General features: G+C 68.9%; 17 protein-coding genes and 1 tRNA gene. 10 read left to right on the forward strand and 8 right to left on the reverse strand.

What is annotated here, in order from left to right:
* The first annotated feature begins 38 nt into the window (after window positions 1-38).
* The 4 genes from J3P31_RS17180 (at window position 39) to J3P31_RS17195 (ending at window position 4502) form a co-directional block, all read left to right on the forward strand.
* Complete coding sequence (locus tag J3P31_RS17180) at window positions 39-1562, forward strand: sugar ABC transporter ATP-binding protein (protein WP_210529731.1); 1524 nt, start codon at window positions 39-41, stop codon at window positions 1560-1562.
* Window positions 1563-1576: 14 nt separating this feature from the next.
* Window positions 1577-2566 carry an ABC transporter permease gene (locus J3P31_RS17185; RefSeq protein ID WP_210529732.1) on the forward strand — a complete coding sequence of 330 codons (990 nt, stop codon included), beginning with the start codon at window positions 1577-1579 and terminating at the stop codon, window positions 2564-2566.
* A 7-nt stretch (window positions 2567-2573) separates the two neighbouring features.
* Window positions 2574-3599, forward strand: coding sequence for an ABC transporter permease (locus tag J3P31_RS17190; protein WP_210529733.1), 1026 nt, complete (start codon window positions 2574-2576; stop codon window positions 3597-3599).
* A gap of 105 nt (window positions 3600-3704) precedes the next feature.
* Window positions 3705-4502 carry an SDR family NAD(P)-dependent oxidoreductase gene (locus J3P31_RS17195; protein WP_210529735.1) on the forward strand — a complete coding sequence of 266 codons (798 nt, stop codon included), beginning with the start codon at window positions 3705-3707 and terminating at the stop codon, window positions 4500-4502.
* A gap of 102 nt (window positions 4503-4604) precedes the next feature.
* Here J3P31_RS17195 and J3P31_RS17200 read toward each other — a convergent pair whose 3' ends face one another.
* The 5 genes from J3P31_RS17200 to J3P31_RS17220 all read right to left on the reverse strand — a co-directional run bounded on the left by J3P31_RS17200 (window position 4605) and on the right by J3P31_RS17220 (window position 9376).
* Window positions 4605-5864 carry an extracellular catalytic domain type 1 short-chain-length polyhydroxyalkanoate depolymerase gene (locus J3P31_RS17200; RefSeq protein ID WP_210529737.1) on the reverse strand — a complete coding sequence of 420 codons (1260 nt, stop codon included), beginning with the start codon at window positions 5862-5864 and terminating at the stop codon, window positions 4605-4607.
* Between the two features lie 96 nt (window positions 5865-5960).
* Complete coding sequence (locus J3P31_RS17205; RefSeq protein WP_210529738.1) at window positions 5961-6380, reverse strand: ribbon-helix-helix domain-containing protein; 420 nt, start codon at window positions 6378-6380, stop codon at window positions 5961-5963.
* Between the two features lie 124 nt (window positions 6381-6504).
* Window positions 6505-7602, reverse strand: coding sequence for an NAD(P)/FAD-dependent oxidoreductase (locus J3P31_RS17210; RefSeq protein ID WP_210529739.1), 1098 nt, complete (start codon window positions 7600-7602; stop codon window positions 6505-6507).
* The gene (locus tag J3P31_RS17215; protein ID WP_210529740.1) at window positions 7602-8321 is read right to left on the reverse strand and encodes a methyltransferase domain-containing protein; all 720 of its coding nucleotides are present in this window, start codon (window positions 8319-8321) and stop codon (window positions 7602-7604) included. Before J3P31_RS17215 ends, J3P31_RS17210 begins: the two co-directional genes overlap by 1 nt.
* The gene (locus J3P31_RS17220) at window positions 8318-9376 is read right to left on the reverse strand and encodes a type III polyketide synthase (protein WP_210529743.1); all 1059 of its coding nucleotides are present in this window, start codon (window positions 9374-9376) and stop codon (window positions 8318-8320) included. The genes J3P31_RS17215 and J3P31_RS17220 overlap by 4 nt, the downstream gene beginning before the upstream one ends.
* A gap of 298 nt (window positions 9377-9674) precedes the next feature.
* Here J3P31_RS17220 and J3P31_RS17225 point away from each other — a divergent pair, with 298 nt between their 5' ends.
* Window positions 9675-11357, forward strand: a complete 1683-nt coding sequence (locus J3P31_RS17225; RefSeq protein WP_210529744.1) for a Na/Pi cotransporter family protein — start codon at window positions 9675-9677, stop codon at window positions 11355-11357.
* A gap of 171 nt (window positions 11358-11528) precedes the next feature.
* Here the strand turns inward: J3P31_RS17225 and J3P31_RS17230 are convergent.
* Both J3P31_RS17230 and J3P31_RS17235 read right to left on the reverse strand, forming a co-directional pair.
* Window positions 11529-11603, reverse strand: a tRNA-Asn gene (locus tag J3P31_RS17230).
* Window positions 11604-11665: 62 nt separating this feature from the next.
* Window positions 11666-12541, reverse strand: a complete 876-nt coding sequence (locus tag J3P31_RS17235) for an MBL fold metallo-hydrolase (protein ID WP_210529745.1) — start codon at window positions 12539-12541, stop codon at window positions 11666-11668.
* Window positions 12542-12634: 93 nt separating this feature from the next.
* Between J3P31_RS17235 and J3P31_RS17240 the strand changes: the two genes are divergently transcribed.
* The 5 genes from J3P31_RS17240 to J3P31_RS17260 all read left to right on the forward strand — a co-directional run bounded on the left by J3P31_RS17240 (window position 12635) and on the right by J3P31_RS17260 (window position 19494).
* Window positions 12635-13951 (forward strand): ATP-binding protein, encoded by a 1317-nt coding sequence (locus J3P31_RS17240; RefSeq protein ID WP_210529746.1) that lies wholly within the window; start codon window positions 12635-12637, stop codon window positions 13949-13951.
* Between the two features lie 207 nt (window positions 13952-14158).
* The gene (gene recA, locus J3P31_RS17245) at window positions 14159-15238 is read left to right on the forward strand and encodes a recombinase RecA (protein ID WP_210529747.1); all 1080 of its coding nucleotides are present in this window, start codon (window positions 14159-14161) and stop codon (window positions 15236-15238) included.
* 241 nt (window positions 15239-15479) lie between these two features.
* Window positions 15480-18161 carry an alanine--tRNA ligase gene (alaS, locus tag J3P31_RS17250; protein ID WP_210529748.1) on the forward strand — a complete coding sequence of 894 codons (2682 nt, stop codon included), beginning with the start codon at window positions 15480-15482 and terminating at the stop codon, window positions 18159-18161.
* A complete protein-coding gene (locus J3P31_RS17255) occupies window positions 18158-18442 on the forward strand; it encodes a DUF1330 domain-containing protein (protein ID WP_210529749.1) in 285 nt (94 codons plus the stop codon). Before alaS ends, J3P31_RS17255 begins: the two co-directional genes overlap by 4 nt.
* Window positions 18443-18732: 290 nt before the next feature.
* Window positions 18733-19494 carry an endonuclease III domain-containing protein gene (locus J3P31_RS17260; protein ID WP_210529750.1) on the forward strand — a complete coding sequence of 254 codons (762 nt, stop codon included), beginning with the start codon at window positions 18733-18735 and terminating at the stop codon, window positions 19492-19494.
* Between the two features lie 7 nt (window positions 19495-19501).
* On the opposite strand, the gene typA is transcribed toward J3P31_RS17260, so the two are convergent.
* The gene (gene typA, locus J3P31_RS17265) at window positions 19502-21319 is read right to left on the reverse strand and encodes a translational GTPase TypA (RefSeq protein ID WP_210529751.1); all 1818 of its coding nucleotides are present in this window, start codon (window positions 21317-21319) and stop codon (window positions 19502-19504) included.
* Window positions 21320-21326: the final 7 nt, after the last annotated feature.

A 21326-nucleotide genomic window follows, 5' to 3' on the forward strand; every position in this document is an offset into this window, starting at 1 on the left:
GCAAAGGCTCCGGGCGGACGCTCGCAAGGGAGGATGCGATGACGATTGCCGAACCCGTCCGCGTCGAGGGCGCCAGGCCCGCCGGGACGATCCTTGAACTCCGGGGCGTGTCCAAGTCCTACGGGGCCGTCCGCGCGCTCCGCGACGTGTCCTTCCGCGTCGCCCGGGGCGAGGTGCACGCCATCCTGGGCGAGAACGGGGCCGGCAAGAGCACCACGCTCAAGATCATCAACGGCGAGATCGAACCCGACGAAGGCGAGATCCTCCTGGCCGGAGCCGCGACCCGCGCCCGCGACCGCAAGTCCGGCGACATCGCGATGGTTCACCAGGAACTCGCCGTCTTTCCCAACATGTCGGTGGCCGAGAACATCTTCGTCGGCCGAATGCCGCGCCGGGGCGGGCGGATCGACTTCCCCCGGCTGCACGCGCGGGCGGCCGAGCTCCTGCGGCTCTTCGGCCTCCAGATCGACACGCGCGAGATCCTGGGCAGCCTCACGCCCGGGCAGCAGCAGATCGTCGAGATCCTGCGCGCCGTCGAAAGCGACGCGAGCCTCCTCATCCTGGACGAGCCGACCTCCGGCCTCAACAACCACGAGGCGGAGACGCTGCTGTCCCTGATCCAGCGGCTGCGCGACGGCGGGCACACGATCCTTTACGTCTCGCACCGGCTCCAAGAGGTGCTGGAGATCGCCGACCACGTGACCGTCCTGCGGGACGGCCAGTTCGTGGAAACCCTCCGGAACGAGGGGATCGGCGAGGATGACCTGATCCGCCGCATGGTGGGCCGCGACCTCGGCCCGGTCAGCGCCCCCGACACGGCGGCCCTGGCCGACGCCCCCGTAGCCTTTGCCGTTAGGGGGCTGTCGATGGCGGGACAGTTCCAGGACATGCAGATCGAGGTCCGAAAGGGCGAGATCGTCGGGGTCTTCGGGCTGGAAGGTTCGGGTGCCGAGCAGTTCTCCCAGTCCCTGTTCGGGATCGTGCCGCCGACCTCGGGGCGCATGGAGCTGGACGGCCGCCCTGTGCGCGACATCAGCCCCTCGGCGCTGATGCGCGCCGGCATGGCCTACCTGAACGGCAACCGCAAGGAAGCGGGGCTCTACATGGAGCGGTCCATCGCCGACAACGTATCCGCCCCCATCCTGGACCGCCTGTCGCGCTGGGGCATGGTGGACCGCCGGCAGGTCCTCGACCGCGCCCGCGAGGACATCCGCCGCTTCGCCGTCCGCGTGCCCGGTCCCGAGGGCCTGCCCAAGCAGCTTTCGGGCGGCAACCAGCAGAAGGTGATGGTCTCGGCTTGCCTCGCCAACGATCCGCGCGTGATCATCCTCAACGAACCCACCCGGGGCGTGGACGTGGGCGCCAAGGCCGAGGTGCACGACGCCGCGCGGGCCGAGGCCGCCCAGGGCAAGGCCGTTCTCGTGTTCTCCTCGGACTTGCCCGAGCTCCTGCGGCTCGCGCACCGAATCGTCGTCATGCGATCGCGCCGCCTCGCGGGCGAGGTGGCAGGCCAGGCAATGACCGAAGAGGCGGTGATGGCGCTGGCCGCCGGAACCCGCTGAGGAGGGATGGACAGATGATGAGCCAGCAGCTCGAACAGATCACCCCGGTCCGCAGGTTCCGCTTCGGCGGCGCGCGGGGCTTCGGCTCGAACGTCCTGCCGCTCGCGCTGGTCACGGCCGCCGTGGCCGTGTTCCTGGCCGCCACGCAGCCCAACTTCGCCACGGCGTCCAACCTCAACTCGGTCCTCTTTGGCGTGTCCATCGAGTTCCTGGCGATCATCGGCTTCACCTATGTCATGGTGATGCGCGAGATCGACCTGTCGGTGGGATCGGTCTTCGCCCTGACGGGGATGCTCACGGGGACGCTCCTCGTCGCAGACTGGCCGTTCTGGCCGGCCGCGCTGGTGGCGCTCGGGGTGGCGGCGCTGATCGGGTTCATCAACGGCTTCCTCGTGGTCCGCTTCAACATCAACTCCCTGATGCTGACGATCGGGACGATGCTGCTGGTCCGGGGGCTCGCCAACGTGCTGGCCAACAGCCTGGGCGGGCAGACCTACCCGCGCGCCTTCCGGCAGTTCGCCCGGACCGACCTGTTCGACATCCGCATCACGATCGTCGTCATGGTCGTCGCCGTGCTGGCCGCCTGGGTGTTCCAGCGCCAGTCCGCGCTGTTCCGGAAGATGTGCTTCATCGGCGAGAACGTCCGCTCGGCCGTCCTGCACGGCATCCGGGTCGGCCGCATCAAGATCCTGGCCTTCGTGCTCAGCTCGGTGACGGCGGGCATCGCGGGCATCTTCACCGCCTCGCGGATCACCCATGCCGACACGCAGATGGGCATGGGGCTCGAGTTCGTCATGGTCACCGCGGCGATCATCGGCGGCGCCAGCCTTTATGGCGGGCGGGGCGACCTGCGCGGCTCCGCGCTCGGGCTGCTGCTTCTGGCCCTGGTGCTGAACGGGATGATCATGTTCGACATCGAGCCGGTCTTCCAGCAGTTCGTCATCGGTGCGCTCCTGATCGCGACCGTCGCCTTCGACACCGTCCTCAACCGCCGCGCCAAGTGAGGCCGAGATGACCGACACGATCCGCAAGACTTCGTTCCTCCGCTCCGCCCGGCTCGAACAGGAAAGCCTCACCTTCGGCGTGGTCCTCCTTCTGGCCGTGGCGCTGTCGGTGGTGTCCCCGGCGTTTCTCGACGGCAACAACCTCGCCTCGCTCCAGACCGCGCTGGCGCCGAACCTCATCGTCGCGCTGGGGATGATGACGCTGTTCATGATCGGGCGGTTCGACCTGTCGGTCGGCGCGGTCATGGGGATCTCCGGCATCGCCTCGGCCATGGCGCTGGAGGCCGGGATGCCCGTTCCGGTCGCCTTCCTGGCCGGGATCGCGACGGGGCTCCTGATCGGGGCCTTCAACGGGCTGATGGTGGCGCGGCTCGGGATCAACCACCTCATCGTGACGCTGGGCGTGCTCTACATGACCCGCGGCGTGATCGAGGTCGTGATGTCAGGGGAAAAGCTCGCGGGCTTCACGAGCTTCCCGCCGGCTTTCAACCTTCTGGGCCAATGGGAGGTCGGCGGCCTGTCGGGCCTGTTCCTCTTCGCGCTCCTGCTCTGCATCGGGTTCGAGGCGTTCCTGCGGTTGACCTTCCGGGGCCGCTCGCTGCTGTTCCTGGGCGGCAACCCGCAGGCCGCCGAGGCGACCGGGATCCGCCGCCGCTCGACCGAGTTCTGGTGCTTCGTGCTGTCGGGCGGACTCGCGGCCCTGGCCGGGGTGCTGATGACCGCGCGGGTCGGCATGGCCAACCGCTACATGGGCGAGGGGCTGGAGATGCAGATCTTCATCGCCTGCCTGATCGGCGGCGGCTCGATCGCGGGTGGCAAGGGAAGCTACGCCGGGGCGCTGGCCGGGGTGCTGTTCGTGACGCTGCTCACCAACGCGTTCAACCTCCTGTCCGTCCCGTCCGAATGGCAGGCCGTGGTGATCGGCGCGGTCCTCGTCCTCGTGGTGGTGGTCGACGGCATCATGGTGCTCCGCAAGTCCGGCCGCCCCTGGAGCAGCATCCTGGGTCCGTTCCCGAACAGGCTGTCGGCCTGAGTCCACGGCCCGGCGTCCCCGGGGGCGGGCCGTCGTGGCCGCCCAAGGGAACCACTTCCCCGCATCCGGCCTTGGAGGGCGACCCCCTTGGCTTCGGAGCGTGACATGCCTGACGACGACACCCGGCCTTTGGCCGTGATCACCGGCGGCTCGAATGGGATCGGCCTGTCGCTGGCCCGCCAGTTCGCCGAGAACGGCTACGACCTCGTGCTGGCGGCCGAGGATCCGCAGCACCTGCGCGAGGCCGCCGAAGCTCTCGCGCCGACCGGGGCCAAGGTGGACACCCACGCCAGCGACCTCGCGACCGAATCCGGCGTGGACCAGCTTTACGGCAGCCTGCGGGGCCGGACGGTCGATACCCTGTGCGTCAACGCCGGGGTCGGTCTGGGCGGCGCCTTCGCCGACACGGACCTCCAGCGCGAGCTGCGGATGATCGACCTCAACGTCCGGGGCGCGGTCCAGCTCACCAAGCTTGTGCTCCGGGACATGATCTCCCGCGACCAGGGCCGGATCCTGCTCACGTCCTCGATCGCGGCGACGATGCCGGATCCGTTCGAGGCGGTCTACGGCGGCACCAAGGTCTTCCTGCGCTGGTTCGGCGAGGCGCTGCGGAACGAGCTCAAGGACACGGGCATCGCCGTCACGGTGCTGATGCCCGGCGTCACCGACACCGACTTCTTCCACCGCGCCGACATGGACGATACCCGCGCGGGCGCGTCGCAAGGCAAGGACGATCCCGACGTCGTGGCCAAGGCCGCGTTCGAGGCGCTGATGGCCGACCGGCACAAGGTCGTCCCCACGCTCAAGAACAAGGTCATGGCCGGGATTGCGGACGTCACCCCGGCGCCGTTGGCGGCGCAGATCCACCGCGGCCTCTCCGAGCCCGGATCCGGCAAGACATGACGTGACCGGCCGCCTCGTCCCGGGGGATGGGTCGGCTCGGGCGTCCTCGGGTGTCAGAACCCACCCCATTCGGATGGGTGCGTATTCAGGGCTGTCCGGCGGTCACCCGACCCGCCCGCGACGGCCATGCTCCAGGAAAAAGCGCACCATCTCGCGGCTGGCGTCCGGGCCGCGCGGATCGGTGTAGGAGCCCGACGCGCTGCCGCCCGACCACGCGTGCCCGCCCCCGTGCAGGACCCATTGCTCGGAGAGGACCCGGTCGGCCCGGTCGAACTGGATGGTGCGGGTGAAGGTCATGCCCCCCTCGGACCGCCCGTCCCGAACCTCGGTGCGCTGCCCGGCCCCGACCTGAGCGACGACATGATCGCCGTTGGTCGGATGGACGGTCGTATCCCGGTCCCCGTGGAAGACAATCGTAGGCGGTCCGTCCTTCGGGGCCCCGCTCGTGCGGGCGGCCGGTGCGCCCTGCCGCATTGCGGAAAAGGCCGAAGCCATGTCCCGCGCCGCGCCGCAGGCCAGGCCGGAATGCACGCCGACCGCGGCGTAAAGATCCGGATAGGCGGCTCCCATGACCGCTGCGGCGGCCCCCCCGGCCGACAGTCCCGCGATGTAGACCCGTGAGGGATCGACGTCGTGGTCGCGCAGGACGGTCCGCGTGATCCCCGCGAGGAGGGACGGCTCCCCCCGGTCGCGCTGCTGATCGGCGGCGTTGAACCAGTTCCAGCATTTCGACACGTTCGCCGACTGCGTCTGCCCCGGATAGGCGACAAGGAATCCGAACTCCTCGGCCAGTTCGTTCATGCGTGTCCCGGCCGCGAAGTCGTCGGGCGACTGGGTGCAGCCATGAAGCATGACGATCAGGGGGCGGGCGTTCCCGCCCGGGGCCGCCGGGACGTATAGCTTGTAGGGACGGGTTCCCGCCTCGTTGGTGTAAAGGTGCTCCTCGAAGCTCGCCCCGGGTGGCACCCCGACGGCGGCGCTGCGCGAGCCTGCGGCAAAGCGGTTGCCCAAGCTTGACCGCAGAACCTGTTCCAGATCCGCGGCGCGCAGCGAGGGGCCGGGCTGGTCCCGGCCGGGGCCGCGGCCGTCCCGCCCCCCGGGCGAGGCTGCCGCCTTCGCGGTGGCTTCGCGGCGACCGTCCGGCTGCGTCCAGACCCCGTCCGAGCCCTGGGCCGGAGGAACCAGGTCGATGACCTCCTTCGGCGCACGTCGCGCGCTGCCATCTGCCTTGGCCCGTGGCGCCCCCGTGGACGGCCCCGCGCCCGGTTGCAGGCCGCGCAGCAAGGCCATGGCCTCGTCCAGCCGTCCCTCCCGCGTGAGGCGCGTGGCCTCGGCCATGTCGATCTGCTTGAACGGATTCATCGCGGTTCCTTTGTGCGCCCGCAGGACGGGGGGATCGGCCGGCCCATGCCGGGCGGCCATCATGGGACTTGGATCGGCCGCCCTGACCTGGGCGGGTCAGCCGATGCGGTCGGCCAGGGCGTCCTTGACCGGGGCAGGGGCCGACAGGGCACCCAGCACGTTGATGTGCGCGATCGTCTCGCGCGCCAGTTCGGGCGGCACGTCCGAGGCGATCACGGCCAGGCCCAGCACCTGGATGTGAAGCATCTCGCCCGCCGCCTTGACCTTCTCCAGATCGGCTCGGGTGTAGTGCCGGAGCCCGAGATCGAGCTGATGCCGGGCCACCGACTGCTTCACCGCCTCGTTCTGGCGATCGAGCTGGTTCCGGATCGCCGTCCGGATGAAGTCCGTGCGGTTGGAGTAGAATCCCTCGCGCACCAGCAGGTCGATCTGGCCCAGATCGACATAGCCGAGGTTGATCGTGATCTTCTCGCTTTCCGGAATCTTGGGAGCGAGTTGGTGAACCTTCGCCGGCATGTCCGCGCCTCTGCCATCCACGTGGATGGTATATGGATGGATGCGGCGTCCGTGCAAGGGAGACGCGGCCCTGTTCTGCCCATTGCCGCCACGGCAGTCCCGACCCTGCCTTCGCGGCCAGGCGTCAGGACGTCAGGCGCGCGACCGGGGCGATCCTCGTTTCCCGCAGCAGCCAGCGCATGAGCGGCGCCGTCAAGGCGAGCCCCAGGACGGTCTGCCCCATGGACGACACCAGGACCCGCGAGGCCATGGTGCTCCGGCTCACCTGCCCGCGCAGGTCGGCCGCCAGCCGTCGCTGGAAGTCCTCGGCCGTATGTCCCCGGGCAAAGAAGGACGCGGCCAGCCGCGCGCTATGAAGCGCGATCGACATGCCCTCGCCCGTGAAGGACGGGATGACGGCGGCCTGGTCGCCCAGACGCCACGAGCCGTCGCTTTCCCGCTGCACGAGGCCGTAGGGGATCGCGGCGATGGCCAGGGGCCGCCCGGGACAGGGAGCCCCAAGGACGAGTTGCCGGGCCAGACCGGGGCAGGTCGCCAGAAGATGGGCAAGAACGTCGCGCCATCCGCCGCCCAGTGCCGCCAGAACCGTCTTGAGGATCACGAGGCACAGGTTCGCGCGTCCGCCCTCGACCATCTCCAGGCCCGCGTAACCGCCGGGAAAGGTATGCAGCTCGACCGCGCCGCTCAGGTTGCCACGATCGGGCAAGCGCCAGTAGCTCTTGAAGCCGACAAGGTCCGACTGCCGGCCAGGCGGGCGTTTCCAGCCGCGCAGGTCATGCTTGCCGGTTGCCAGGAACAGGTGGCGCGCCGTCAGCCCGCCTCCGCCCGGAAGCCCCACCGACCACCCCGTCCCGGTCCGCGCCAGGGTCGTCGCCCGGACGCCCCGCCGGACATCCGCGCCCGCCCGGATCGCCCCGCCGAGCACCGCTTCGTCCAGGACGCGGCGGGACAGGCTGAGCGCGCGAAAGGGCAGCGGGATCTCGCGCCGCCTTTGGTCGATCTGCACGGCCACCCGGTCGAGAGGAACGCCGCCCAGGGCCTCGGCATCGATGTCCAGCTCCCGCAGGTAATCCTGCGCCTCGAAGCTCAGGAACTCGCCGCAGACCTTGTCATGGGGACCCGGCTCGCGTTCGAGCAGCATTACCTCCCGGCCGGCCCGCGCCAGATGCGTCGCCGCCGCAGCCCCGGCGAGGCCGCCGCCGATGATCAGGATCTCGGGCATCAGCGCATCCGGTCGCGGCTGACGCACAGACGGAACGGAAACCAGGTCGCGACCTGGGTTCCCTGGTCCGGGATCTGCGCGGCCTGAAGCAGCCGCCCCCAGTCCTCCGGGACGAAGGCGCGCGCGAAGGAGACCGGTCCGTCGTGCCGGACGAAGCGATGCCAGCGGAACGCCGCCGCCAGCGGCCCGAAGGTTCGATAGGGCAGGGCATGGCGGTGGAGGTCGTTGACGAACCAGCCGATTCCGGCACGGCCCTCCATCCAGCGGAGGAACCGGATGACCCGCCCATCGTCCAGATGGTGCGTGAAGAGGGAGCTTACGATGATGTCGGCCCGGCCCTCATGCGCGAAGACGTCGCCGGTGATCCACCGGATCCGCTGGTTCCCCGGCGTGGCTCCGGCAGCCGCCCGGGCGGACCAGGGGTTGAGGTCCAGCCCCGTCAGGCGGACCGGGACTCCGTGGCCGTCGGCCCAGCGATGGATGGTCCGCAGCAGGTCTCCATAGCCGCTTCCCACATCCAGGATCTCGATGGGCCGGTCCTGATCCAGCCGTCCCTTCCGGCGCAGGGATTCGAGAAAGGTCAGCGTGGGACGGTAGCCCAGGGACAGCACGTTGACCTTGGCCAGGTCCTGCAGGCAGGCCCGGAAGGTTGCGTAGTCGACATCCGGCGAGTCCATGAGCTCGGCCTGCCCCGAGCGCTCGGACAGGTCCCGCATCATGCGGCGGTGAACAGCAGCGTTTCGGCGGTCAGGCCCGGGCCAAAGGCCATGGCGCATCCCCGATGGCCCGCCTCCGCATCAGCCATCAGCCGCTGGAGCACGAACAGGAGGGTGGCGGACGACATGTTCCCATACCGTCGCAGCACCTCCCGCGAAGCGCCGAGCGCAGGCGCCTCGAGCTCCAGCGCGTTCTGGACGGCATCCAGCACGGACCGCCCGCCGGGGTGGATCGCCCAAAGATCGATGTCGCCGACCGCCGCGCCATCCAGGATGCTGTCGCGGCCCCGGCGCAGCGCCGTGCCGACCGACGACGGCACCTGTCCCGACAGGAACATGTCAAAGCCCTGGTCGCCCACCCGCCAGGTGATCTGGTCCGCCGCCTCGGGCAGCAGGGCCGCATGGAACCTGTCCAGCGAAAGGCCCACCGGATCGCTGGACACCAGGGCGGCCGCGCAGCCGTCGCCGAAAACCAGGAAGCTCAGCACCTGTTCCAGATCCGTCGTTTCCTGCAGATGCAGGCTGCACAGTTCGACGCTGACGATCAGCACCCGCGAGGCCGGGTCCGATCGCACGATGTGCCGCGCCAGCTTGAGGGCGTTGACCGAGGCGTAGCACCCCATGAAGCCGATCACCGTCCGCTCGACCGACGGGTTCAGGCCGCAGCGCTGCACGATCTGCAGATCGAGCCCCGGCGCCGACAGCCCGGTGCAGGACACGGCGATCACATGGGTCACATCGCTCAGCCCGGCGCCCAGATCCAGCCCGTCCACGGCCTTGAAGGCCAGATCGGCGGCGAACCGTTCGAACAGGCGCATCCGGCTCGCCGTCGAAGGGAAGGCGCCCGGCCGGTACAGATCGATGGCGTCCACCCCCCCGACGTCGCCGCCCAGGCCCAGCACTGACCAGCGATGCTCGATCTGGCTGCGCTGCGCCAGACGTTCGAAGACGGGGATGCTTCGGGTGCCCCTGAGCAGCCCGGTGGCGAACTCCACGAACATATGGTGCACGTCGGTCGGGGGAACGACCGTCGAGATGCGATTCAGGAAGACGGTCATTCAGCTCGCCTCGTGGTCCGGCATCCGTTTGCCGGACGCCCAGCCCTCCGCAGCTAGCGGACCGTGGACCCAAGGCAAACGGGAGTCACGCAGACGTGGTGTCGGACCTGAAGGATGGCCGGCCCCCGGTCGCGCGTTCGCGCAACGCGCCGTTAAGCGACCGGCAGAAGGACGCGCCCAGCCCCGTTCGGCGCGTCAAGAGGAACAAGGAACGCCCGCCGGCTGGACAGCCCCCAGCCAAGCCTACGTCAAGGGGAAGGCGGCCCGCGCGACCGGTCGGGCCGCGCGGAGGGTCCCCATGACATCGACCATCATCCTGCTGGATCTTCTGGGTGCGGCGGCCTTGCTGCTCTGGGGTCTCGGGATGGTCAAGTCGGGCATCCTCGCTGCGTTCGGCGCGTCCCTCCGCCATGGGATCGCCAGGGGCACCGGCAACCGGGTCGCGGCGGCGGCCTCGGGCCTTCTGGTGACGCTGGCCGTGCAATCGTCCACGGCGACGGCGATGATCACCGCGTCGTTCACGGCGCGCGGCCTGATCGAAGGGCGCATGGCGCAGGCGGTCCTGCTCGGCGCGAACCTGGGCACGGCCCTGACGGCCGTGGCCCTGTCCTTCGACGTCCACTGGCTGGCCCCCGCCTTCACGCTGGCCGGGGTTGCCGTGCACGCGCGCAGCCGGCTGGGCCGGGGGCAGGGCATCGGCAAGGGGCTGATCGGGCTGGGGCTGATGCTGTTCGCGCTGGCGCAACTCGGGGCCGCCACCGATCCGCTGCGCGAATCTCCGGTTCTCGTCACCCTTCTCGGGGCCTTGGCAGACGCCCCGGCCTTCGCGGTCGTCTTCGCGGCGGGCCTCGCCGTCGCGGCGTCCTCGAGCCTGGCGGTGGTGCTGTTCGTGTCGGCGCTGTCGGTCGCCGGAAACCTGCCACCCGCCCTGGCTCTCGCCCTTGTGGCCGGGGCCAACCTGGGCGGCGCGATTCCCCCCTGCCTTGCCGCCATGACCGACGGCATCGAAGCCCAGCGCGTGACGCGTGCAAATCTCGCCGTGCGCGGGGCAGGGGCCGCGCTGGTCACCCTGACCGCGAACTGGCTCGGGCCATGGCTGCAGTCCTGGGCGCCCGGAACGCCATCCCTGCCGGTCGTCGCCCATGTCGGGTTCAATGCGGCGCTGCTTCTCGTGTTCCTGCCGGCGCTCGGTCCGCTGGACCGGCTGACCCGGCGGCTCCTGCCTGGCGCTCCGACGGAGAGGACGGCCGCTTCGCACTTGGACGACAGCGCGCTGGAGATGCCAAGCCTCGCGCTGGCGGGCGCCGTGCGCGAGGCGCTGCGGATCGGGGACACAGTGGCCGCCATGATGGAGCGCACCGTCGCCGCGTTCCGGAGCGACGATCCCGCCGTCCGACGCGCCACCTCCGAACTGGACGACCGCGTCGACGCGATGCTCGCCGAGGTGAAGATGTACCTTGCCCGCCTGAACGCCCGGGACCTCAGCGTCGGCGAGAAGCGGCGCAGCGAGGACATCATGTCCTACGCCATCAACCTCGAGCATGTCGGCGACATCCTCGACCGCGACCTGGCCGGAATGGCCGAGAAGAAGGCGGCGCGGCAGGTGCGCTTCTCCGAGCAGGGGGAGCGGGAGATCCTCGAGTTCTGCCGCAAGACCATCGCCAACCTCGAGCTGGCCCAGTCCGTGTTCCTCAGCCGCGATGTCAGCCTCGCGCGCCGGTTGGCCAGCGAGAAGGTGCAGGTGCGCCGCCTGGAGGAGCAGTCGCAGCGCCGCCACCTCGACCGCCTTCGGGCTGGCCAGCCCGAGACCCTGGCGACCAGCTCGCTGCACCTCGACATCCTGCGGGACCTGAAGCGGGTGAACGCGCACATCGCCTCGGTGGCCTACCCGATCCTCGCGGAAGCGGGCGAACTCGGCGAAAGCCGGGTGCTCTCGATTCGCGACGCGCCGGACGGCGCCGTCCGGATCCCGTCACCCTGACAGGGGCGGCCCAGCGGCAGTTCCAATCGCAGCGGGGGACGGGCAAGACGCCGTGCCGTTCATCTCAACTGCGGGGCGGGACCTTCGACCCAGACGATGCCGACCCAGACGACGCGACGAGCAGCCTCCATCTCATGAAGGCCTCGCCTTTTCATCACCTTGCGAGGATTTTGGCTCCGGCGGTAGGGATCGAACCTACGACCAATTGATTAACAGTCAACTGCTCTACCGCTGAGCTACGCCGGAACACGAGGGGGGCTATAGCAATGGTCTCGGGCGGCGTCCAGAGGCCCCGGCGAGAGATTTTGTCAGACCCGACGGAAGGTCGCCATCTCAGACACGGAGTCGTCGGACGTGACCCGGTTGCGGTCCACCAGGGCGATCAGGTGGGCCAGCACATTGCGGCGCGCGGCCGGGCGCAGGTCCGGGGCCAGCCCCGTATAGAGCCGTTCGGCGATCTCGGCCGGGCTGGCCGGTCCAGAGGCCAGCACATCCAGGATCTGAGCTTCCCTTCGAAGCCGGTGCGCCAGCAGCTCCCCAAGCCGCGCGAGCCCGTCCGCCACCGAATCGCCGTGGCCGGGCAGGAGAACCCGGGGGCCGATCCGGATCAGCCGCTCGAGCGAATCGAGGTAGTCCCCCATGTGCCCCTCGGGCGGTGAAACGACGCTTGTCGCGAACCCCATCGCATGGTCGCCCGAAAAGAGGTGGCGGCCATCGTCGAAGCTCAGGTGATTGCCCATGTGGCCGGGGGTGTGGCGCGCGACGATTCGCCAGCCCGCCCCCTCCAGGATCTCGCCATCGCGCAGCAGGCCGTCCGGCCGGAAGGTCTGGTCCACCCCCGGACCCGAGGCCAGTCCGTCCGGAGCGGGTCGTTGCCCGGCCCTGGCATCGCCGAAGGCCAGCACGGGCGCACCCGTCCGGGCGGCGAGTGCGCGCGACAGGCCCGAATGGTCCAGATGCGCGTGGGTCACCGCGATCGCGCGGACGGGTCGTCGTCCGATCACATCGAGAACCCGCGCGAGGTGGCTCGGGTCCTCCGGCCCGGGATCGATCACGCAAAGCTCGTCATGGCCCAGGAGGTAGGTGTTCGTGCCATCCGCCGTGAGCGGGGACGCATTGGCCGCGCGGACCCGCACCAGGCCCGGCTCCAGCTCGCTGACCCGCTCGCGCTCGGTCCCTGGCATCGTCGCTCCACCTCCGCCAGCGCGCCATAACCCGGACCGCGGGCCGCCCGCCATGCCTTTCGCGGCGCATCGGGGCGGGCTACGGTTGCCGTCATGATCCGCGACTGGCTCCACGACCGAATGCCGCGCTCCCTGGTCGCGCGGGCCGCCCTGATCCTGGTCCTTCCGGTCATCATCCTCCAGCTGGCCGTCTCGGTCGGCTTCGTCCAGCGCTACTACGAGGATGTGACGCGGCAGATGACGCGATCACTGCTTCTCGAACTGCGGTTCCTGGCCGAAGCGGCGGCGTCGGCCCCCGATGCTCCCACCGCGCTGGCCTATGCCACGGCCGCCGCGGTGCCGCTGGAGCTTGACGTCGCGCTCCTCCCGGCGGCGCCCGAACGGGACGACATCCCGCAATGGGACCTGGCCGGGCAGGCCATGGCCGACACCCTGCGCGAGGGCCTGCCGGAACTCGCCGCGGTCGATCTCGGGACGCCGCGACGGGTGCGCATCTGGATCGACACGCCGAACGGGTTGCTCGAGGTGAACTTCGCGCGGCGACGGATCGCGGCGACCAACCCGCATCAGCTGCTGGTCCTGACCGGGGTCCTGGGGCTTCTGCTGACGGCGGTCGCCTATGTGTTCCTTCGCAACCAGATGCGCCCGATCCAGCGGCTCGCGCGGGCGGCGACGGCCTACGGTCGCGGCCGCATCATCCCGTTCCGGCCATCGGGCGCGCAGGAGGTGCGGGCGGCGGGGACCGCCTTCCTCGATATGCGCAACCGGATCGAACGGCAGACGCAGGCCCGCACGACGATGCTGGCCGGGATCAGCCACGACCTGCGGACGCCGCTGACGCGCCTGCGGCTCGGCCTGTCGCTCCTCGACGACGACGAGGCCCGGGATCTCGTGCGGGACGTGGACGACATGAGCCGCATGGTGGACGCCTTCCTGGCCTTCTCGCGGGGGGACGCCGGCGACACGCAGGAGCCGACCTCCGTTGCCGTCCTGGTGCGCAGCGTCGTCGAGGACTATCGCCGTGCGGGCGACCCGGTGGTCCTGACCCCGATCGCGGGCGCCGATCCGGGGCCGGTCCCGATGCGCCCCATGGCCATCCGCCGGGCGCTCGAGAACCTGATCGGCAACGCGCTGGCCTATGGGACGCAGGTTCAGGTCGGCCTGTCCTTCAGCGACCGGACCATCCGCCTCGTCGTCGAGGACAACGGCCCCGGGATCCCGCCCGAGCGCCGGGACGAAGCGATGCGCCCCTTCACCCGGCTCGATCCCGCCCGCAACCAGGACAGTCCGGGGGTGGGGCTCGGGCTCGCCATCGTCGCGGATATCGCGCGATCGCATGGGGGAAGCCTTCGCCTGGGTCAGAGCGCCACCCTCGGGGGGCTCCGCGCCGACCTGGTCCTGGCCCGCTAGCCCACCCCAAGCCCCTGCATTCCAAGCCTTTCCAGCTCTGGCCAAGGTGGGCGGTAACCTGCCGTTAACCTTGCCTGAGATATGGTTTCCAGCATGGAAAACGCTTGAAATGTTCACGGTTTGGTCCTATTTCAGGATACCGGAACAAGACGGGAACAAAAGGCCTGATTGCCGCCAAGGGGCGGGCATGGGATAAGGACTCAGGACATGGCAGTGGCAGACCTCCTCACGATGACCGACAAAAAGACGGCCGATAAGCAGAAGGCCCTGGAAAGCGCACTGCAGCAGATCGAGCGGCAGTTCGGCAAGGGCTCGATCATGAAGCTCGGCGGCGACAACAAGCTGCCCGAGATCGAGGCCACGTCGACCGGCTCCCTGGGCCTCGACATCGCCCTTGGCATCGGCGGCCTGCCCAAGGGCCGCATCATCGAGATCTACGGACCCGAATCCTCGGGCAAGACGACGCTGACGCTCCACGTCGTCGCCGAGGAACAGAAGAAGGGCGGCGTCTGCGCCTTCGTGGACGCCGAGCATGCGCTCGACCCGATGTACGCCAAGAAGCTTGGCGTGAACCTCGACGAGCTTCTGATCTCCCAGCCCGACACGGGGGAGCAGGCGCTCGAGATCGTGGACACCCTGGTCCGCTCGGGCGCGGTCAGCCTCGTCGTGGTCGACTCGGTCGCGGCGCTGACGCCCAAGAGCGAGCTCGAAGGCGACATGGGCGACTCCTCGGTGGGCGTCCACGCCCGCCTGATGAGCCAGGCCATGCGCAAGCTGACGGGCTCGATCAGCCGGTCGAACTGCATGGTGATCTTCATCAACCAGATCCGGATGAAGATCGGCGTCATGTTCGGCTCGCCCGAGACGACGACGGGCGGCAACGCCCTGAAGTTCTACGCCTCGGTCCGCATGGACATCCGCCGCATCGGTGCCATCAAGGACCGCGACGAGGTCGTGGGCAACTCGACCCGCGTCAAGGTCGTCAAGAACAAGGTCGCTCCTCCCTTCAAGGAGGTCGAGTTCGACATCATGTACGGCGAAGGCATCTCCAAGACCGGGGAGCTCCTCGATCTCGGCGTCAAGGCCGGCGTGGTGGAGAAGTCGGGGAGCTGGTTCTCCTACGGCGACGAGCGGATCGGCCAGGGGCGTGAGAACGCCAAGCAGTTCCTCAAGGATCACGCCGACGTGGCCCTTCAGATCGAGGACAAGATCCGTGCGGCGCACGGGCTCGACTTCTCGGTGTCCAGCGAAGGCCACGACGAGGACGGCGACCTGGTCGAGATGTAAGGATCAAGGTCGTCCCGAAACGGACGGGGCAGGGGGCGGAGCCGCAGGGTTCCGCCCCTTTTCTCATGCGCCGGTGCCGTCCTGTGCCGCCGCGTCTCCCCGCGCCGTTGCGCGAGCGACCGGATGGGCGAACGGTGCCGCAACCGGTTCCTAAGCTGTTGATGCCAAGCTCCTCGTGAAACACTGGACCCCGCGTGACTCGGGGGCTATTCCACACCGACCGCTTCCGGGGAACTCCGCCATGACCAGCCTCGCCGACATCCGCTCGACCTTCTTGGACTTCTTCGCCCGCAACGGCCACGAGGTCGTCTCGTCCTCCCCGCTCGTGCCGCGCAACGACCCGACCCTGATGTTCACCAACTCGGGGATGGTGCAGTTCAAGAACGTCTTCACCGGTCTTGAATCCCGGCCCTACAAGCGTGCCACGACGGCCCAGAAATGCGTCCGCGCCGGCGGCAAGCACAACGACCTCGACAATGTGGGCTACACGGCGCGGCACCACACCTTCTTCGAGATGCTCGGCAACTTCTCCTTCGGCGACTACTTCAAGGAGAACGCGATCCCCTTCGCCTGGGAGCTGCTGACCAAGGACTTCGGAATCGATGGCAGCCGCCTGCTGGTGACGGTCTACCACACCGACGACGACGCCGCGAACATCTGGAAGAAGGTGGCGGGCCTGTCGGATGACCGCATCATCCGCATCCCGACGAACGACAACTTCTGGATGATGGGGCCGACCGGTCCCTGCGGCCCCTGCACCGAGATCTTCTACGATCACGGCCCTTCGGTCTGGGGCGGCCCGCCGGGCTCGGCCGACCAGGACGGGGACCGCTTCATCGAGATCTGGAACCTCGTCTTCATGCAGTTCGAGCAGTTCGAGGATGGATCGCGGCAGGGTCTCCCCCGCCCCTCGATCGACACCGGCATGGGGCTGGAACGGATCGGCGCGCTCCTTCAGGGCAAGCACGACAACTACGACACCGATCTCATGCGCGCGCTGATCGAGGCGTCAGCCCATGCCACGCATTCGGACCCGGACGGTCCCGGCAAGATCCATCACCGCGTCATCGCCGACCACCTTCGGTCCACCTCGTTCCTGATCGCCGATGGCGTGATGCCGTCGAACGAAGGGCGGGGCTACGTGCTGCGCCGCATCATGCGCCGCGCGATGCGCCATGCGGCGATGTTGGGGGCCAAGGATCCGGTGATGCACCGGCTCGTCCCCGCGCTCGTCCAGCAGATGGGGGCCGCCTATCCCGAGCTGTCGCGCGGGCAGGCGCTCATCACCGACACGCTGAAGCGCGAAGAGACCAAGTTCCGCGAAACGCTTGATCGCGGCCTGCGGCTTCTCGACGACGAGCTGGCGCGCCTGCCCGAAGGGGCCGACCTGCCCGGCGACGCGGCCTTCCGTCTTTACGGGACCTACGGCTTCCCGCTCGACCTGACGCAGGATGCCCTGCGCGAGAAGGGGCGCAGCGTCGACGTGGCCGGCTTCGAGGCCGCGATGAACGAGGAGAAGGCCCGCGCCCGTGCGTCCTGGGCCGGATCCGGCGAGGCCAAGGATGCTGCGGTCTGGTTCGACCTTGCCGAGACGTTCGGCGCGACCGAGTTCCTGGGCTACGACACCGAGAAGGCCGAGGCTCAGGTCCTGGCGATCGTGGAGAACGGCCAGTCGGTCGAGGCCGTGGACGGCCCGGGGAGCGCCTGGATCGTCGTCAACCAGACTCCGTTCTACGCGGAGTCGGGCGGTCAGGTCGCGGACCAGGGGTATCTGCGTCGCCTGAACGACCACGACTCGGTCGCCACGATTTCGGATGTCCAGAAGTTCGCGGACGGTCGCCTGTTCGCGCATCGGGTGACCCTCGACACCGGCCGCTTGGCGGTCGGCGACGCCGTCGGACTGGAAGTGGATCATGGCCGCCGGTCGGCGATCCGGGCCAATCACTCGGCCACCCACCTTCTCAACGAGGCGCTCCGCCTTGCCTTGGGCGAGCATGTCGCCCAGCGGGGCAGCCTCAACGCGCCGGACCGTCTCCGCTTCGACTTCAGCCATGGCCAGGCTCTCACCAGCGACGAGCTGGCCCAGGTCGAGGGTGAGGTGAACAGCTACATCCGCCAGAACGGACCGGTCGAGACGCGGGTCATGACCCCGGACGACGCCCGGGACCTCGGGGCCCAGGCTCTCTTTGGAGAGAAGTACGGCGATGAGGTTCGCGTGGTTTCGATGGGGACGCGCGACGGCTCCGGCAAGGGCTCGGAGGGGCGGACCTATTCGCTCGAGCTTTGCGGAGGCACCCATGTCCAGCGGCTTGGCGACATCGGCGCCTTCGTTGTCCTGTCGGACAGCGCCTCCTCGGCTGGCGTTCGGCGGGTCGAAGCTCTGACTGGCCAGGCGGCTCTGGATCACCTGCGGGCGCGCGAACGTGCGCTTCAGGAAGTGGCAGGTCTTCTCAAGGCGCCTCTGAGCGAGGTGGGCGCGCGGGTCAAGTCCCTCATGGACGAACGTCGCTCGCTTCAGAACGAGGTCGCGCAACTCCGCCGCGAGCGTGCTCTGGGCGGGCCCGCGCGCGAGGCTCAGCCTTCACGCGAGGTCGGCGGCGTGCCATTCCGGGCGCAGGTCCTGTCCGGGGTGACCGGCAAGGACTTGCCCGCCCTGATCGATGGAATGAAGGCCGAGATGGGATCGGGCGCTGTGCTCCTGATCGCTGAAGATCAGGGCAAGGCCGCCGTGGCCGCGGGCGTGACCCCCGATCTTGCGCCCAAGCTGTCAGCGGTGGATATCCTGCGGGCCGCCGTGGCGGAACTCGGGGGCAAGGGCGGAGGGGGCCGGCCCGACCTCGCCCAAGGTGGCGCAGCCAGCGCCGCCAACGCCGAAGCGGCCATCAAGGCCGCAGAAGCCGTCATTGAGGGAGTACTCGCATGACCGCGCTCTGGATTGCCCATGTTCATGTGACCGACCCGGAGGCCTATGGTCGCTATGCCAAGCTTGCGACCGAAGCTATCGCGGCGCACGGGGGCGTGTTCCTCGCGCGCGGGGGTCGTTACGTCCAGCTTGAGGGTCGCGACCGTGCTCGCAACGTCGTCGCACGCTTTCCGAGCCTAGAGGCCGCGGTGGAGTGCTACAACTCTCCCGCCTACCAGGAGGCCCTGACTCATGCGAAGGGCGCAGCCGAACGCGACCTGATGGTTCTCGAGGAGGTCTGAGACCCTGTCGCCGGCTGTCGAGGGCCGCCGGCGACACAGGCTCGACACCCTGAACTGGGATGACGACGGCTGCCGTCGGCCGACGAACCAATCTGGGAAGATCGCGGCCAAGCCGCAACACGCCGTGCGGGCTTGGTCATTGTTCGCGGCAGAGCCACCCTTCGTTCCCATCTTATGGCAGGGCCGCCAGCGCGACGTGAATCAGTCAGGCGACTGACCGATCCGGCCAGGCGCTGCCACCCGTAGCTGCGAAGGTGGAACCGAAGCGGACCTTCACGGATTCGGCTGTCATGGCACAACGCATCCCAGATCCCGAAGACCTCAAGGAGAAGGCGCTGGAGATCCACCGGCGGCTCTGCCGTGAGTACGGGTGCCCCATCGCCTATTTCCACGATCATGATCCGCTGAGCGAACTGATCTCGTCGCTTCTGTCGCACCGGACCCGGAATCAGGACTCCGGCCGAGCCTTCCAGGCGCTCCGGCGCACCTACCCGACCTGGGAAACGTTGCGCGACGCGCCGACCGCCGAGGTGGAGACGCTCATCAAGGGCGTGACCTGGCCCGAGCAGAAGGCGCCCCGCATCCAAGCTGTCCTGCGGGCCATCACGGAACGGCATGGGACCTTGGCGCTGGATTTCTTGGACGAACTACCAGTGCCCGAAGCGCGCGCCTGGCTCGAGCAGATCCCGGGGATCGGACCCAAGACCAGCGCCGCGGTCCTGTCCTTCAGCCGCCTGCGCAAGGCAGCGCTGCCCGTTGACAGCCACCATCACCGGGTCGCTCAGCGCACCGGACTGATCCCACGAACCATGGACGTCGGGCCGGCCCATGTCGCGCTCGCCGCGCTTTTGCCGCCGGAATGGGACGCCCAAACCGTCTACGACGATCATGAAGTGCTGATGCTGCATGGCCAGCGGTGCTGCTACTTCCGCAACCCCGCCTGCCGTCGGTGCGTACTTCTTGACCTTTGCCCCACGGGGCAGGCGCTGAAAGCGCAGTCCTTCGGGACAGAGCGGACGAGCGCGGAACATCCCGCGCCGCCCGCCGCCTGATCGTCCCTCAGCTCGCCTTGGCCTGACGCTTCCGCTCGTGCGGATCGAGGTGGCGCTTCCGCAGGCGGACCGCATTCGGCGTCACTTCGACCAGCTCGTCGTCGTCGATGTAGGCGATCGCCTGCTCGAGGGACATCTTGACCGGCGGCGTCAGCCGAACGGCCTCGTCCGTGCCGGAGGCGCGAACGTTGGTCAGCTTCTTGCCCTTGAGCGGGTTCACCTCGAGGTCATTGTCACGGCTATGCTCGCCGATGATCATGCCTTCGTACACGGGATCCTGCGGATCGATGAACATCTTGCCCCGATCTTCCAGGTTCCACAGCGCATAGGCCACGGCAGTCCCGTTCTCCATGGAGATCAGAACGCCCTGCCGACGGCCCTGGATTTCGCCCTTGTGGGCGGTCCAGCCGTGGAAGATCCGGTTGAGAACACCGGTCCCGCGCGTGTCGGTCAGGAACTCGCCCTGGTAGCCGATCAACCCACGCGACGGCACATGCGCGATGATCCGGGTCTTGCCCGCCCCGGCGGGACGCATCTCGACCAGGTCGCCCTTGCGCGGGCCGGTCAGCTTCTCGACCACGACGCCAGTGTAGTCGTCGTCCACGTCGATGGTGACCTCTTCGACCGGCTCCATGCGAACGCCGTTCTCTTCCTTGAAGAGCACGCGGGGCCGCGAGATCGAGAGCTCGAATCCCTCGCGGCGCATGTTCTCGATCAAGACGCCCATCTGAAGCTCGCCGCGGCCGTGCACCTCGAAGGCTTCACCGCTCGGCGTGTCGGTCACCTTGATGGCGACGTTCAGCTCGGCTTCCTTCATCAGGCGCTCGCGGATGACGCGCGACTGGACCTTCTTGCCGTCCCGTCCGGCCAGCGGCGAATCGTTGATCCCGAAAGTCACCGAGATGGTCGGCGGGTCGATGGGCTGGGCGGGCAGGGGAATGTCGATCGACAGGTCGCAGATGGTGTCGGCCACGGTCGCCTTGGACATGCCGGCGAGCGTCACGATGTCCCCGGCCTCGGCGACGTCGATCGGCTGCTGGTTCAGGCCGCGGAAGGCCAGAACCTTCGATATGCGGAACTGCTCAAGCCGCTCGCCGGTGCGGGACAGCGCCTTGACGGTGTCACCGGCGCGCAGCGACCCCGATTCGACGCGCCCCGTCAGGATGCGGCCGATGAACGGGTCCGACGACAGCGTGGTCGCCAGCATCCGGAACGGCTGGTCCTTCTGGGCCAGCTGGCGCGGAGGCTCGACGTGGCGCACGATGAGGTCGAACAGGGCGGACAGGTCCTGGCGGGGGCCGTCCAGCTCCATGTCGGCCCAGCCTGAGCGGCCCGAGGCGTAGACATGCGGGAAGTCGAGCTGCTGGTCGTTCGCGCCCAGGGCGGCGAACAGGTCGAAGCACTGGTCAAGGGCGCGGTCGGGATCGGCCTCGGGCTTGTCGACCTTGTTGAGCACGACGATGGGGCGGAGGCCGAGCGCCAGAGCCTTGGAGGTCACGAACTTGGTCTGGGGCATCGGGCCTTCGGCCGCGTCCACCAGGAGGCAGACCCCGTCCACCATGTTCAGGATCCGCTCCACCTCGCCGCCGAAGTCGGCGTGGCCGGGCGTGTCGACGATGTTGATGCGCGTCCCCTTCCACTCGACCGAGGTGCACTTGGCGAGGATGGTGATGCCCCGCTCACGCTCGATGTCGTTGGAGTCCATGGCCCGCTCGGCCACCGCCTGGTTGTCGCGGAAGGCGCCGGACTGCTTGAGGAGCTGGTCCACCAGGGTCGTCTTGCCGTGGTCGACGTGCGCGATGATCGCGATATTGCGGATATCCATGAAGCTC

The organism is Rubellimicrobium arenae (genome assembly GCF_017916275.1).
Taxonomy (GTDB): Bacteria; Pseudomonadota; Alphaproteobacteria; order Rhodobacterales; family Rhodobacteraceae; genus Rubellimicrobium; species Rubellimicrobium arenae.